At 70.0% G+C, this 16,532-nt stretch carries 1 protein-coding gene and 1 pseudogene; both read left to right on the forward strand.

Annotated features, from left to right (window positions below; translation table 11 throughout):
• Nucleotides 1–29: 29 nt before the first annotated feature.
• Nucleotides 30–11,105, forward strand: a complete 11,076-nt coding sequence (locus GOAMR_RS23365; protein WP_005193607.1) for a non-ribosomal peptide synthetase — start codon at nucleotides 30–32, stop codon at nucleotides 11,103–11,105.
• Nucleotides 11,106–11,352: 247 nt separating this feature from the next.
• A pseudogene (locus GOAMR_RS23370) lies at nucleotides 11,353–16,532 on the forward strand (amino acid adenylation domain-containing protein); the annotation flags it as partial.

The following is a 16,532-nucleotide window of genomic DNA, read 5'->3' on the forward strand; positions in this document are numbered from 1 at the left end:
GTGACAGATGTGGAAGGAGCTGGTGTGGCGTGACGGGTCTGGGTGAGGTTGCTGCCGCGTTCAGCCGTGTCTGGGGCCCTGCGGTGGCGACGGTGGACCTGGTCGCGTTCGCCGCGGCCGTTCGCCCCGAGGCGGTTGCCGTCGACGGCACCACCGGACCCGTGACGTTCGCACAGCTCAACGCGCAACTGTCGGTGACAGCCAAGGTGCTGGCGGCCCAGGGCATCGACACCGATGCCGCGGTCGGTGCCGCACTCACCACCGCACTGCCGGTGGCCGGGCTGTCCCCGGAGGCCGTCGCCGCACAGACCAGACAGACGCTGGCCTCGTTGCGGGCGACCGCGCTCGATCTTGCGGGCAGCGCCGATCTCGCCTCGTTGCCCGGCATCTTCCGGTCGGTCGCGGCACGCTTCGGCGACCGGACCGCGCTCGTCGACGAGCAAGGGAACACAGTCACCTACACCGACCTCGACAACCGCTCGGACACCCTCGCCGCCGGGCTGCTCGCCGCCGGCGCGGGCCCCGAGCGGCTGGTCGGCGTCGCGTTGCCGCGCGGTATCGAGCTGGTCGTCGCCCTGTTGGCCGTGGTCAAGGCGGGAGCCGGCTATCTGCCGCTCGACCAGACCCACCCGCTCGACCGCCTGCGGATGGTCGTCGGCGACGCGGACCCGGTCCTCGTGCTGACCGACGAGGAGACGATCGGGAAGTGGTCCGATCTCGGCGCCGCCCTCGTCACCGTCGCCACGCAGAGCGCACTGGGCACCGACGACCACCTGGCCGCGCTGCCGGCGACGATCGACAGCGCCCATCCCGCCTACGTCATGTACACCTCCGGCTCCACGGGCCGGCCGAAGGGCGTGGTGATCAGCCATGCCGACGTGGTCAACCTGCTGTCGGCGATAGGCCGCGAATACGACTACACGCCCGAGGACGTGTGGGCGATGTACACCTCCTACGCCTTCGACGTCTCGGTCAGCGAGGTCTGGGTGTCGCTGTGCTGGGGTGGCAGGCTCGTCGTCCTGGACTACCTGACCACGCGCACCCCGTCGGATCTGGTGCGGGTGCTCGACGCCGAGGGCGTGACGGTGATCAATATGACGCCGTCGGCCTTCTACCAGCTTGCCGACGCCGTGCGGGATCCGTCCGTCCGACGGTTCCCGGCATCGGTGCGGTCGATGATCCTGGCCGGTGAGGCACTCGATTTCGAACAGGTCCGCCGCTGGTTCGCCGACCGGGAGCGCTGCGACGGCGTCGCCGGGCCACAACTGAACAACATGTACGGGCCCACCGAGGCCACCGTGTACTCCACGCGCCGCGAGCTGACCCCGGACTTCGTGGCGGCCACCTCGGCCAGCGACATCGGGGCCGCATTGCCCGGCGTCCGGGCCTACGTGCTCGACTCCCGGCTGGCCAAGGTCCCCGCCGGGGTGCCCGGACATCTATATCTGGCAGGCGGTCAGCTCGCTCGAGGGTATGCCGACAGGTTCGAGCTGACCGCCAGCCGGTTCGTCGCCGACCCGTTCGGCGGCACCGGCGACCGGATGTACCAGACCGGCGACGTCGCGCTGATCCGCGACGGCGGCATCGAGTATCTCGGGCGCGCCGACGATCAGGTGAAATTGCGGGGCTTCCGCATCGAACTCGGCGAGGTCGAGGCGGCACTGCTCGCGGCGGACGGGGTCAGCGCGGCGGCGGCCACTGTGCATTCACGGGAGGGCTTCCCCGATCAGCTCGTCGGCTATGTCACCGCGGGCTCCGGTGCCGGCGAACTCGTCACCGCGGACATCAAACGTGCTGTCGCGGGCAAGGTTCCCGAGTACATGGTGCCCGACGTGATCATGGTGATCGAGCAGCTCCCACTGAACGTGAACGGCAAACTCGACCGCCGGGCGCTGCCCGCACCCGTGCTGGTGTCCGCGGTCGAGTTCGTCGCACCCGAGACCGATGCGGAGTCCACGCTCGCGAAGATCTTCGCCGAGGTGCTCGGTCTGGAGCGGATCAGCGTCATCGAGTCGGTGTTCGACGTGGGCGGCAACTCGCTGCTCGCGGCGCGCATCGTCGCCCGCGTCTGTGACGAGCTGGGCGTCGACCTCAACCTGCGTGACCTGTTCGAAGCGCCCACCGTGCGCGGCTTCGCCGAGCGTGTGGCGGATGCCGACGCGGGCCTGGGTGCGGTGGTGGTGGCGGATCCGCGGCCTGCCCGCGTGCCGCTCTCGTTCGCCCAGGCCCGGATGTGGTTCATCAATCAGCTCGACCCGGCCTCCCCCGCCTACAACATTCCCGTGGTGCTGCGGGTGGCCGGGCCGCTGGATGCCGACGCACTGCGGCTGGCGGTCGGTGATCTGGTGTCGCGGCACGAGATCCTGCGCACCTCTTTCCCCGCGCCGGACGGCGAACCGTTCCAGTTCGTCGGCGGCGTGGGCGAACTCCCCGACAGAGGCGTGTGGCGCGTGAGCGCCTCGAGTGAGGAATTGTTCGGCACCATCTCCGCGGGCTTTGATGTGACCTCGGATTGGCCGCTGCGCGTGTGTCTTTCGCCGGACCCGGAGGATTCCGCGCAGCACCTGCTCGCCGTGGTCGGCCATCACATCGGCGTCGACGGTGAATCCGTCCTGCCGCTGGTGAGTGATCTCCTGAGCTCCTATGCCGCCCGGATCGACGGCCGGGCACCAGATTTCGCACCGCTGGCCGTGCAGTACGCCGACTTCGCGCTCTGGCAGCATGCGGCGCTCGGGGCCGTGGATGATCCCGGCTCGGTGGTCGGCCGCCAATTGGCCTATTGGCGTCGACAACTGGCGGGGCTGCCGGATGTGCTGAACCTGCCGGCGGACCATCCCCGGCCCAAGGTCGCCGGCTATCGCGGCGCCCAGGTGCACACCGAGGTGCCCACCGCTGTCGCTGCCCGGATTCTTGAGGTGGCGCGGACGCATGGCGCAACCCCGTTCATGGTGGTGCATGCGGCGCTCGCAGTCCTGCTGGCCAGGCTCAGTGGGACGCGGGACATCGCTGTGGCCACCCCGATCGCCGGGCGCGGCCAGGCGGTGCTCGAGCCGCTTGTCGGCATGTTCGTCAACACCCTGGTGCTGCGCACCCCGACCGATCCGGGTCAGGCGTTCACCGACTTCCTGCGTCTGGTGCGCGGCACCGACCTCGACGCGTTCGGCCACTCCGAGGCCCCGTTCGAATCGGTCGTGGAGGCGCTGGATCCGGTTCGCTCCGAAGCATTCTCACCGCTTGCCCAGGTGCTGCTGTCGTTCGATCCGGCAGCCTCGGCGGCCGGTGCCGACGTGGCGGTGGGCGGCCTTGGCTTCACCCCGGTCGACTTGCCCGAGATCCCGGCGCAGCTGGATCTGTCGGTGATCGTGTCCACCGCGGCCCCGGGCGAGTCCTGGTCGCTGGCGCTCACCTACGCCACCGACCTGTTCGCCGAGCCGACCGCCGCGACGATGCTGCGGCGCTTCGTCGCGCTCCTGGACGCACTCACCGCCGACCCGGCCATGCCGGTGGGCGAGGCGGGCTTCGTTGACGCGGCCGAGCGGTCTGTGGTGCTGGAGGCCGCTCAAGGGCAGGTGCTCCCGGTGCCTCCGGGTACCGTCGTCGATGTGATCGGGGCCCGGTCGATCTCCTCGCCGGAGAGTTCGGCACTCCGCGCCGGCGACCGTGACCTCACGTACGCAGAATTCGGTTTACGCGTCAATACGCTTGCACGGGAACTGATCTCGCTAGGAGTGGGGCCCGACAGCGCGGTCGGCGTGATGATCGACCGCAGCGTCGAACTGCTCGTCGCCGTCCACGCGGTGCTCGCCGCCGGTGGTCAGTACGTGCCGGTTGCCGCCGACGCGCCCGCGGACCGGGTCGACTACATGCTGCGGACCGCCGGAGCGACCGTCGTTCTGGTGGCCGGTACCGATGTCGCGGCGCTGCCGGAGGACGTCGACATCGTTCTCGTCGATTGCACAGGGGCGGTGGATCCGGTTCCGGTGGCGCCGGTGACCGATGCCGAGCGCACTGCGCCGCTGTTGCCGCACCACGCGGCATACACCCTGTTCACCTCGGGATCGACGGGCCGCCCGAAGGGTGTCACCGTGTCGCATCGGGCGCTGCGCAACCGGCTGGAGTGGATGCGCGCGCGGTACGGCCTGTCCGCCCTCGACGTGTTCGTGCAGAAGACGCCGGCCACCTTCGACGTGTCGGTGTGGGAGCTGTTCCTGCCGCCCATGATCGGCGCCCCACTTGTCATCGCGGAAGCGGGTAGGCACGGCGACGCCGACTACCTCGATGCGCTGGTGTGCGACCAGCGGGTGACGGTCGTGCACTTCGTGCCGTCGATGCTGGCGGCATTCACCGACGTGCTGGGTACGGATCGGCTCGCGGCACTGACATCGCTGCGGGTCGTCTTCACCTCAGGTGAGGCTCTTGGGGTGCCGTCCTCGCGTGCGTTGCTGTCCGCGCTCGGGTCGGTCCGGCTGGTCAACCTGTATGGACCCACGGAGGCCGCCGTCGACGTGACCGCCCACGAGGTACACGCCGGCGACGAGGTGATCCCGATCGGTACACCGGTGCCCAACACCACCACGCTCGTGCTCGACGAACGGCTGCACCCGGTGCCCGCGGGGGTCATCGGTGAACTGTATCTCGGTGGCGTGCAGCTGGCCCGGGGTTACGCCGCGCGCCCGGACCTGACGGCCGAGCGTTTCGTCGCCGATCCGCTGGGCCCCGACGGCGGGCGCCTGTACCGAACCGGCGACCTGGTGCGCTGGACGGCCTCCGGAAGCCTGGAGTACCTGGGCCGCACCGATTTTCAGGTCAAGCTGCGAGGGCAGCGACTAGAGCTCGGTGAGGTCGAGGCAGTCCTGGCCGCCGCACCCGGTGTGGTGCATGCCGCCGCCGCCGTCGTCACGACGCCGTCGGGAGATCAGGTGCTCGCCGGGTACCTCGCCCCGGCCGGCGCCGACACGGCCGCGGTCTCGGCGTTCGCGGCGCAACGACTGCCGGCGTACATGGTTCCGTCTGTCTGGGTGGGTTTGGCCGAGGTCCCGCTGAGTGTCTCGGGCAAGCTCGACCGGAAACTGTTGCCGGCGCCCGGGTTCGCCGATGCCGGCGACGACTTCACCGAACCCGGTTCCGACGAGGAGGCCCTCGTCGCGCAGGTATTCGCCGACGTCCTCGGTGCCGAACGCGTGAGTGTCACCGCCTCGTTCTTCGATCTGGGCGGCAACTCGCTGGCCGCGATGCGGCTGGCGGCGCGGACCGGCGATGTCCTCGGGACCGCGGTGTCGGTGCGGGATGTGTTCTCCGCCAACACGGTCCGTGAGCTGGTTGCCGAGGTGGCCGGGCATGCGCGGGCGCTCCCGCCGATCACGGCCGGCCCGCGCCCGGAGGTCATCCCGCTGTCGTTCGCGCAGGCCAGGTTGTGGTTCATCAACCAGTTCGACCCGGCCGAGGCCACCTACAACGTGCCGGCGGTGCTGCGGCTGACCGGCCCGGTCGACGCCACCGCCCTGCGCGAGGCCGTCCGCGACGTGGTGACCCGCCACGAGGTACTGCGCACCTCTTTCCCCGCGGTCGACGGCGAACCGCGACAGCTGATCGGGGCGATCGACGAGTTCGACCGACGTGACATCTGGCGGGTCGTCGGCTCCGAGGCCGACATCGTGGCCGCCGTGTCCTCCGGGTTCGACGTCACTGCCGGATGGCCGTTGCGGGTCCGGCTGTACGAGCAGGCTCCCGGCGACTTCCTGCTCGCCGTCGTCGCCCATCACATAGCCGTCGACGGCGAGTCGATGCCCCCGCTGGTGGCCGACGTGGTTGCCGCCTTCGCCGCCCGCAGCGGTGGGGCGGCGCCGTCATGGGCGCCGCTGGAGGTGCAGTTCGCCGACTACGCGCTGTGGCAGCACGACGTTCTCGGCAGCCCCGAGCAGCGTGCCGGGCGGATGGCGGCGCCCGACTCGGTGGTGGCACGCCAGCTTGAGCACTGGCGTGACCGGCTAGCCGGCCTCCCCGAGGTCCTCGACATCGCCGGCGCCCGGCCCCGTCCCGTTGTCGCCTCGCACCGCGGTGCTCGGGTCGGGTTCACCCTCCCGGCCGCGGTGGGCGCCGAGATCGGCGACACGGCACGCCGCCACGGGGTCACCCCGTTCATGGTCGTGCACGCGGCGCTCGCTGTGCTGCTGTCCCGGCTGAGCGCCACGGACGACATCGCGATCGCGACACCTGTGGCCGGGCGTGGTCAGCAGGTGCTCGATCCGCTCGTTGGCATGTTCGTCAACACGCTCGTGCTGCGCACACCGATCCGCCAGAGCATGTCGTTCACCGAACTGCTGCACCAGGTCCGGGCCGCGGACCTCGACGCCTATGCCACCGCCGACGTGCCGTTCGAGACGGTGGTGGAGGCGCTCGACCCGGTCCGCAGCGAGGCATTCTCGCCGCTGGCGCAGGTGTCGCTGTCGTTCGACCCACAGGCGGGGATCGCGGCTGGGCTGTCGGTGGCGGGGGTGCGGGTGGAGCCGCTGGAGGCGCCGACGACCCCGGCGAAACTCGACGTCGAGGTGATGCTGTCACCGGCCGGGGACGGGACCGACTGGACCGGCGCGATCACCTATGCGACCGACCTGTTCGACGACACCACGATGACCGCCTTCGCCGCGCGGCTCGTCCGGCTCCTCGAGGGCCTGACCACCGACCCCGCGATGGCGGTCGGCGATGCGGAACTGATGTCGGTGACGGACGAGCGGAAGCTTCTCGACGCCGCGTCCGGGGGTGAGGTGGCCGGCGGGGCGGACTCGGTGGCCGAGTTGTTCGCCCGGGGCGTCGCATCGGCGCCGGACAAGGTGGCGGTGTGGGCGGGAGACCGTGAGGTCACCTACGCCGAATTGGGTGCCCGCGTGAATGTTCTGGCGCGCGAACTCATCTCGGCCGGGGTCGGCCCCGATACCGCGGTCGGCATCCGGTTCGGCCGCTCGCTGGAGATGGTGGTGGCGCTGCACGCGGTGTGGGTGGCGGGCGGACAGTTCGTGCCCATCGCCCCGGACGCGCCGGAGGATCGCGTCGGGTACATCCTGGCCACCGCCGGGGCGGCGGTGGTACTCGCCGCATCCGGAGATGCCGGCACCGGCGACGCCCAGGTGATCGTCGTCGACTGCTGCGGCGATGTCGCGCCGGCCATCGCACCGGTGACCGACGCCGACCGGCTCGCCCCGCTGCGCCCGGACAATGCCGCCTACACGATGTTCACCTCCGGCTCCACCGGCCGGCCCAAGGGCGTGACGGTGAGCCATCGCGCGCTGATCGCCGAGATCTACGCCGACCGTGCGCATTACGGATTCGGTCCAGGCGATGTGTTCCTCCAGGTGCTGGAATACACCTTCGACCCGGCGGTGCTGGAGTTTGTGCGCCCGATCGTCGACGGAACACCGCTGGTGCTTCTCGAACCCGGCGAACACCGCGACCCGCGGGCGCTCGCCACCGCTGTCGCGCGGTTCGGGGTGACAGCGATGATCGTCGTGCCGTCGATGCTCGCGATGATGGCCGAGACGCTCGGGGAGGACAACTCCTGGGCGAGAACCCTGACCAAGGTGGCGGCCGGTGGTGAGGCACTGCCGCCGTCGGTGGCCGCCGAGGTCACCGAGGACTGGGCGGTCAGCGTCCACAATCAGTACGGGCCCACGGAAACCACCATCTATTCCACGATCTCGGTGTTCGATCCGGCCGACGGCCGGGTGACCATCGGCCGGCCGGTGCCGGGGGTGCGGGCGTACGTGCTCGATACCCGTCTGCATCCCGTGCCGGCGGGGGTGTCCGGCGAGCTCTATCTCGGGGGTGTGCAGACGGCGCGCGGTTATGCCCGCGCGCAGCGCATGACGGCCGAGCGTTTCGTGGCCGACCCGTTCGCCGTGGGTGGCCGGCTCTATCGGACCGGAGATGTTGTCCGCCTGAATGATTCGGGTGACATCGAGTATCTGGGCCGACGTGACTTCCAGGTCAAGCTGCGCGGGCAGCGTATCGAACTCGGGGAGATCGAGACGGTGCTGTCGGGTGTCCCGGGTGTGGTGCACGCCGCTGCCGCCGTGGTGCGGGCCGACTCGGGAGCCCAGCACCTGGTCGGTTATCTGACGCCGGCCACGATTGACGTCGAGTTTGTGAAATCGCATGTGGTGGAGCTGCTTCCGGATTTCATGGTGCCCGGCGTATGGTTGCCGCTCGATGAGTGGCCCATTAACGCGGCCGGAAAGACGGACCGGGCCGCGTTGCCGCGTCCGGACTTCGGGACCTCGACCGACGAGTACGTCGCACCCGCCACGGAGACCGAATCGGCGATCGCGCGGATCTTCGCCGACGTCACCGGCCTCGACACGTTCGGCGTGACCACGTCGTTCTTCGACGCGGGCGGGAATTCGCTCCTGGCCATGCGGGTGGCGTCGCGGGCCGGGGCCGCGCTCGGGGTGCGGGTGTCGGTGCGCGATGTCTTCGAGGCTCCCACGGTGCGCTCGCTGATCGCCGCGACCGCGGGGAACTCTCCGCAATTGCCGCCGCTGACGGCCCTCGTGCCGCGCCCGGAGCGGGTTCCCCTGTCGCATGTCCAGCGCCGGATGTGGTTCGTGAACCAGTTCGATCCCGCCTCGGCCGCCTACAACATTCCACTGCCGGTACGGCTGCGGGGCCGGATCGACCTCGACGCGCTGCGCGGTGCCGTCATCGACACCATCGGCCGGCACGAGGTGCTGCGTACCCGCTACCTGTCCGACGCCGACGGTCCGTACCAGCACGTCGTCGATGCCGCGCGGGTGCCGGAGCTGCTCGATTGGCGGATCTGCGCCGGCCGTGACGAGGTGCCGGCGGCGGCCCAGGAAGGCTTCGACGTCACCACTGACCTGCCTGTGCGGGTGCGGGTGTGGCAGGATGCCGCGACAGGCGTCACCGAGGTGCTGTTCGTCGCCCACCACATTGCCTTCGACGGAGAGTCGGCGCGTGTGTTCATCGCCGATCTGACCACCGCCTACGCGGCACGGGCCGCCGGCACCGCCCCGCTGTGGGAACCGTTGCCGGTGCAGTACGCCGACTACAGCATGTGGCAGCAGCGGGCCCTCGGCGATGCCGGTGACCCGGGCAGTGTCATGGCCAGGGAACTGGCGTACTGGGCCGGGCAGCTCGACGGGCTGCCCGCGGTCACCGACCTCCCCATGGACCGGCCCCGGCCCGCCGTCGCCGACCCCGCCGGCGGCGTGGTCCGCACGGCGCTGCCCGACGATATCGCCATCGCCGTGGCCCGCTGCGCGGGCGAGAATAAGGTCACCTCGTTCATGGTGTTCCACGCGGCGCTGGCGATCACGGTGTCCCGGATGGCGGCCACCGCCGATGTGGTGATCGCCTCGCCGATCGACGGGCGCACAGACGGCCCACTGGAACGGCTCGTCGGCATGTTCGTCAACACCCTGGTGCTGCGCACCCGCATCGACCCGGCGGCGTCGGTCACCGATGTCCTCGACGAGGTGCGGCGTACCGACCTGGAGGCGTTCGGGCACGCCGACGTTCTGTTCGAACAGCTGGTGGAGCGGTTCGCGCCGCAACGGTCCACCGCATACGCGCCGCTGGCGCAGGTGTCGCTCACACACACGGTGGGTGAGGTGGATCTGGGGGCCACCGGACTCGGCGACGCCGATATCGAGCCCATCGTCATCGACTCGGCGGACGCCAAGGTCGACCTGATGGTGAGCGTGGTGGAATCCGCCGGCCATACCCGTGTCGAATTCACCTATGCCACCGCACTGTTCGACCAGTCGACGATCGAGCGGCTGGCCGCGGTATGGCTGCGGGTGCTCACCGCGATCGTGTCCGGCTCCGACAAGGCGGTCGGTGACATCGACATCGTCACCACCTCGGCCACACCGGCCGGGCCCGCCCCCGCAAACCCCGCCGGTGTAGGCGACGCGAGCGTCGAACCCGGCACGCTCGTCGATCTGCTCGGCGGACGCGACCTCGACCCGGCCCATCCGGCAATCCTGGCCGGCGACACGGTACTCGACTACGCGACGTTCGAGCGCCGCACCGACCGCATCGCCCGTGTCCTCATCGGGCGCGGCGCGGGCGCCGGTGATGTGGTCGTGGTGGACGCCGCCGGCCCGGTCGACGGGGTGCTCGGCTGGTGGGGTGTGGTCAAGACGGGTGCGGCCGTCGCGGCCGCTGCCCTCGATGCTGCTGCCCTCGACCCTGTCCTCGACCCTGTTGCGGGCGGGACGGGCACCGTCTTCGCCATCACCGACCGCCCGGTGGGGGACGCGGTGACGGCGGTCTCGTGGGCCGACGTCACCGACAGTGCCGTCCCGGATACACCGGTCGGCACGGCCGAGTTCCGCCGCTCGGTGCGTCTGGCCGACGCGGTGGCGCTGGTGTCCGACGCCGGCCCGGAATCAGGGGGGACGCCGATGGTCCTGACCCATCAGGGTGTGGCGCAGGTGGCGGCCGAATGTCTGGGCCTGACCGGCTCGCGGGCAACCGACCCCGACACCCGGGTGCTCGTGACTCCCGACGCCCACTCGGTGAGCGTCTGGGTGTCCATGATCGCCGGGGTCGTCTCGGGTCACACCCTGGTCGTGGCGGACTCGGGAGAGACGGGCGAGCTGGAGCGGGCATTGACCGCCGGTGAGGTCACCGACGTGTGGTGGTCGCCGTCGGTGCTGGCCGCGGTTGACCCGGCCGCGGCGGACACGGTCCGCAACATCGTGGTCACAGGTGGCCGCTGCGCCGACGATCTGGTCGCGCAGTGGTGGGCACGGGGCCGCCGCATCTTCACCGCGTTCGGCCCGGCCGGGGCGTCTGGCTGGGTCACCCGGGGCCGGGTGGCGCGCAAGAAGCCCGTCACCGCCGGCAAGGCGATCGGCGGGATGACGGTGCGGGTGCTCGACGACAGGCTCGCCGAGGCGGGACCGGGTCAGGCCGGCGACGTGTACGTGTCGGGGGTGGCTCTGGCCCAGGGCCTGTTCGGCCGTTCGGGCGACACCGCGGTGCGCTTCGTCGCAGATCCGGCGGGTGACGGGCAGCGGATGTACGCCACCGGAGTGCGCGGGATGCTCAACCCGTCCGGAGATCTTGACATAATGGATCGATGACCCGCTGAAGCCCCGAAAACAGTGACCGACGGCGGTCGACCGAATGGTCGACCGCCCTAACGCGTGTTGCGGCCTGAACGATATTCCTTTCGGTGCCACAGACACAATGGACCAACAGCCGGAACCGCGGCCCACATCGTCATCACGATCGGGCTACGGGGGGACAGCGAGACCAGTGAACATGGGCGAAGGAGTGCCACACACAATGGCGACCACGAACGATCCGACCAGCGGCAACCCCGGTCTCGTCGAAGCCGGCACGCTGATCGATCTACTCGCGCGACGCGATCTGGACCTCGACCATCCCGCGGTAATCTGCGGTGACACCGAGCTCAACTACGCCGAGTTCGAGGCCGTCACCAACAGGATCGCGCGGGCACTCATCGCCCGCGGCGCGGGGGCCGAGAGCGTGGTGGCCGTGGCCCTCGACCGGTCCGCCGAGTCGGTGATCGCCGTGTGGGGTATCGCCAAATCGGGGGCGGCCTTCCTGCCCATCGACCCGTCCTATCCTCTCGACCGCATCGAGTACATGCTCGACGATTCGGCCGTCGAGATCGGCATCACCGACGGGGCCACCCGCGAGCGTCTCGGCGGTGACCACCGCGAGTGGCTGCGCCTGGACGATCTCGACGACGAGAGCCTGTCCGGCGATCCGCTGACACCCGGTGAGCTGAACGGACCGGTCCGGCTCGGCAACCTCGCCTATCTCACCTACACCTCGGGCTCCACCGGCCGTCCCAAGGGTGTGAGCGTCACCCATGCCGGTATCGCCGACCTGATGGAGACCTTCGCTCAGGTCACCGGGCCGCGTGAGGACAACCCGGATACCCGTATCCTGCACCTGGCCTCAGCGAGCTTCGACCCGATCGTCGTCGAGATGGCCGCCGCCGTCCTGGCCGGACACACCCTGGTCGTCGCGCCGCAGGCCGACTACGCCGGCGACGCCCTCGGGGAGGTCATCGAGAACCACGAGGTCACCGACGTCATCATCACCCCGACGGTGCTCGCCACCGTCGACCCCGACTTCGGCGAGACGGTCGAACACCTCGCCATCGGCGGTGAGGCCTGCCCACCGGAGGTGGTCGAACGCTGGGCCGCCCGCGGCCGCCGCATCTTCAACGTCTACGGTCCCGCCGAGGCCACCGTGTGGGCCACACGCGCGCGCCTGCTGCCGGGCAAACCGGTCACCATCGGCCGCGGCATCGTCGGATTCACCACCTACGTCCTCGACACCCGCCTGCACCAGGTCCCGCAGGGCGTGGTGGGTGAGCTGTACCTGTCGGCGCCCGCCCTGGCGCGCGGCTACCTGAACAAGCCCGCCGCCACCGTCACCTCGTTCGTCGCGGACCCGTTCGACGCACCCGGAGCGCGGATGTACGCCACCGGCGACCTGGTGCGGGTCAACGCCTCCGGCGACCTGGAGTACGCGGGCCGTGCCGACCACCAGGTCAAGGTGAGTGGCCAGCGCATCGAACTCGGCGAGATCGAGGCGGTGCTCACCGACCAGCCGGGCATCACCCAGGCGCTGGTGCTCGGTGTCGACGATGCCGCCTCCGGCCGCACCCGCCTCGTCGGCTATGTGGTGGCGCCCGACGGCGCCGATGTCGACGCGGTGCTGTCCGCCGCAGCGTCCACGTTGCCGGCGCATATGGTGCCCGCGCAGCTGATCGCCCTCGATGCGATGCCGCTGACACCGGGCGGCAAACTCGACAGGGCTGCGCTCCCCGCGCCGTCCGCGCTGGTGGAGGCCGGATATGTAGCACCCGAGGGCGAGGTCGAGCGGACCATCGCCGCGATCATCGCCGGATTTGTCGGCCACGATCAGGTCGGTGCCACCGACTCGTTCTTCGCCCTCGGCGGCGACTCGATCATGTCGATCCAGTTGTCCTCGGCGTTGCGCGCCGCCGGCTACGAACTGCGGCCCCGCGACATCTTCGAACTGAAAACCGTTCGCGCACTGGCTCATGCGGTGGGCGAACGCGAATCGGTGGTCCTCGACGAGCTGCCCGGCGGACCCGGCGGCGAGGTCACCCTCCCGCCGATGGTCCGGTGGATGCTCGAAAGAAGTGACACTGCAGAAGATTTCGCTGATTTCTCGCAGTCGCAGGTGCTGGCACTGCCGGCCGGCAGCGGCGTGAACGGAATCGGTGCGGTGCTCACGGCGATGGTCGCCAACCATCCGATGCTCACCGCCACCCTCACCGTGTCCGGCGACACCTGGTCGATGACCGCGGGTGCGACTGAATTCGACGCCGCGCAGGCGGTCACGATGCATTCGGTGGCAGCCGCTCCCGGCACCGATGCCTTCACCGCGGCCGTCGAGCAGGCACACGCCGAGGCCATCGGCCGGCTCGATCCCACCCGAGGCGCGATGGTCGCGGCTGCGGGCGTGCTGCCCGCCGACGGTTCCGACGGCCGTCTCGTGCTGGCGATTCACCACGCCGTCGTCGACATCGTGTCCTGGCAAACCGTGATCGCCGATCTCGTGGTGGCCGCCGGGCAGATCTGGGCCGGACAGGCGGTCTCGCTCAACGCGGAGGGCACCTCGGTCCGCAGATGGTCGCAGGTCCTCGCCGATCTCGGCGCCGAACGCGACGACGAGATCGACTACTGGCGTGAGCAATTGCCGACCACTCGGGAATGGTTCGGGCGCACCCTCGATCGCGTCGCCGACCGGGAACGCGCCATGGGTGAGGTGTCGGTCACCGTATCCGCCGACATCACCGAACGCCTGCTCACCACGGTGCCGGAGGCATTCGGTGCCGGCGCGTCGGAGGCGATGGTGGCCGCGCTCGCCGTGGCCGTCGATCGCTGGGCCGCCGCGCACGGGCACGACTGCGGGCGACTGTCGATCCTGCTGGAGGGGCACGGCCGGGCCGAGGAGATCGCGCCCGGCGCCGACCTGGCCCGCACCGTCGGCTGGTTCACGGCGCTCGCCCCGGTCGGCCTCGACCTGGCCGACGAGTCGCCGCGCGCACTGATCAAGCAGACCAAAGAGGCCTTCCACGCCGAGCCGGAGAACGGAATCGCGTTCACCCCCTTACTGTTCGGCCCACACGGTGAGCGTTTCGCCGACCGTGGGCTGCCCGCGGTGTCGTTCAACTACGGCGGCAACCGCGGTGTCCGCGCCGACAATGAGTCGGCTGCCGCTCTGGTTCCGTTCGCGCCGGCACAAGAGCCGTATGCGTTGCCGGGCACGATCTCCGGCGGTATGGTCGCCACATCCGCGATCCGGCTCGACGCCGGTATCGCCACCCACGACGGCCGCCGCGAACTTGTCGCGAGCCTGGGCTACCTGACCACGATCTTCTCCGAGGCGGCCGCCCGCGAGATCGCCGGCCACTGGCAGGACTATCTGGCAGAGGTCGCCGAGTACGTCGAATCCGTCGGGGGACAGGTCGGTTCCAGTCCATCCGACATTCCCGGGGCCGAACTGACCCAGGCCGACGTCGACGATCTGGAAGCGCGTTTCCCCGATGCCGACCTGTGGCCGCTGTCGCCGCTGCAGGGCGGTCTGTACTTCCAGTCACAGCTGGCCATCGACAGTGGTCAAGTGGATGTGTATGTGGCACAGGCGGTTCTGACGCTGTCCGGTGCCGACGCCGATCGGCTGCGGGCAGCGGCCCAGAAGGTCATCGACCACCATCGGGTGCTGCGGTCGCGGTTCGTCGCCGCCCCGAGCGGTGCGGTGGTCGCCGCCGTCGCAGCCGACGCCGAACTGCCTTGGACCGTTGTCGACCTCGATGAACATGGCACCGAGGATGTTGTCGCCGAACGGATCGAGTCGATCGTCGCGGCGCAGCGCGTGCGGCCGTTCGACCTGGCCACACCGCCGCTGCTGAGGTTCGTCCTCGTCCGGCACGGTGCATCATCGACACTCGTCGTGACCAACCATCACCTCATTCTCGACGGCTGGTCGGCACCGCTTGTCCTGGCCGACGTGTTGGCGGTGTATGCGACCGGCACCCCGTACACCTCGGTGGCATCCGGTGGCGCGACAGGCGATTTCGGCGACTACCTGACGATGATCACCGGTCGCGACCGGGCACAGGGACTGGCCGCGTGGCGGGAGGTCCTCGCCCCTGTCGAGGGTGCGACGATGGTGGCCGCCGGCCAGGTACCGGAGGCCGACGCGCTGCCCCGCGACTACGAGACCCGTCTCGACCCCGAGACCACCTCCCTGCTGGAATCGGTTGCACGAGAACATGGTTCCACTCTGGCGACGGTCGTCCAGGTGGCCTGGGCGGTGCTGGTGTCCCGGCTCACCGGAAACCGGGTCGTGACCTTCGGCGAGACGGTATCGGGCAGGCCCGCCGACCTCGACGGTGTCGAAACCATGGTGGGCCTGTTCATCAACACCCTGCCCGCGGTGGTCGACGTCGACCCTGCGGTCTCCATCGGAGAGGTGATCGGCAAGGTCCAGGCCGACAAGATCACGGTGCTCGACCACCAGTATCTGAGCCTGCCGGCCATCGCGGCGGCAGCGGGCAAGCCGGTCGGGTTCGACACCCTGACCATTCACGAGTCTTACCCGGTGAACGCCGATTCGCTGGCCACCGCGGACACCTCGGCCACCGGCGGGCTGTCGATCACCGATGTCCGGGCTAGCGATTCCACGCACTACCCGCTGAACATGGTGACGGCGCCGTCGGCCGACGGGCTTCTGGTCCGGCTCAAGTATCTGCCGTCGGCGTTCGGCGACGACCAGATCGCCGTGTTCGCCCATGCGCTGACTCAGATCATGCGCGCCATCGCGACCGCGCCCGCACTGCCGGTGGCCGACATCGACCTGCTCGACGACGCCGGCGTCGCCGAGGTCGAGGGCCGCGAGTGGGGTGCCGAGGTCGCGATTCGGGCCGGTTCGATCGTTGACGCCGTAGCCGCGCAGGTCGCGGCGACCCCGGACGCACCCGCGCTGTGGTTCGAGGGGCGAAGTGTCTCCTACGCGGAGTTCGGTGCACGCGTCAACTCGCTTGCCCGTGAGCTCATCGAGTCCGGCGTCGGTCCGGATTCGGCGGTGGCGCTGTGCATTCCGCGGTCGGTGGAACTCATCGTCGCGATCCACGCGATCGTCGCGGCCGGTGGCCAGTACGTGCCGATCGGTCTGGGCACCCCCGCCGACCGTGTCGAATACATGCTGGAGACCGCCGGTGTCGATCTCCTCCTGGTCGCCGAAACCTCCGCTCTCGAAGCCGGACAGCCCGGAGATATCCGCACCATCGTCGTCTCCTGCGACGGCGTGGCGGACTTGACCACCACACCGATCACCGACGCCGAACGCGGCGCATCGATCCGCCCCGACGCGGCGATCTACACGCTGTTCACCTCGGGTTCCACCGGCAAGCCGAAGGGCGTTACCCTCCCTCACGCTGCTGTCGTGAACCGGCTGTGGTGGGGTCTGGACGAACTGCCGATCGATCACACCGG

This window comes from Gordonia amarae NBRC 15530 (genome assembly GCF_000241345.1).
Taxonomy (GTDB): Bacteria; Actinomycetota; Actinomycetes; order Mycobacteriales; family Mycobacteriaceae; genus Gordonia; species Gordonia amarae.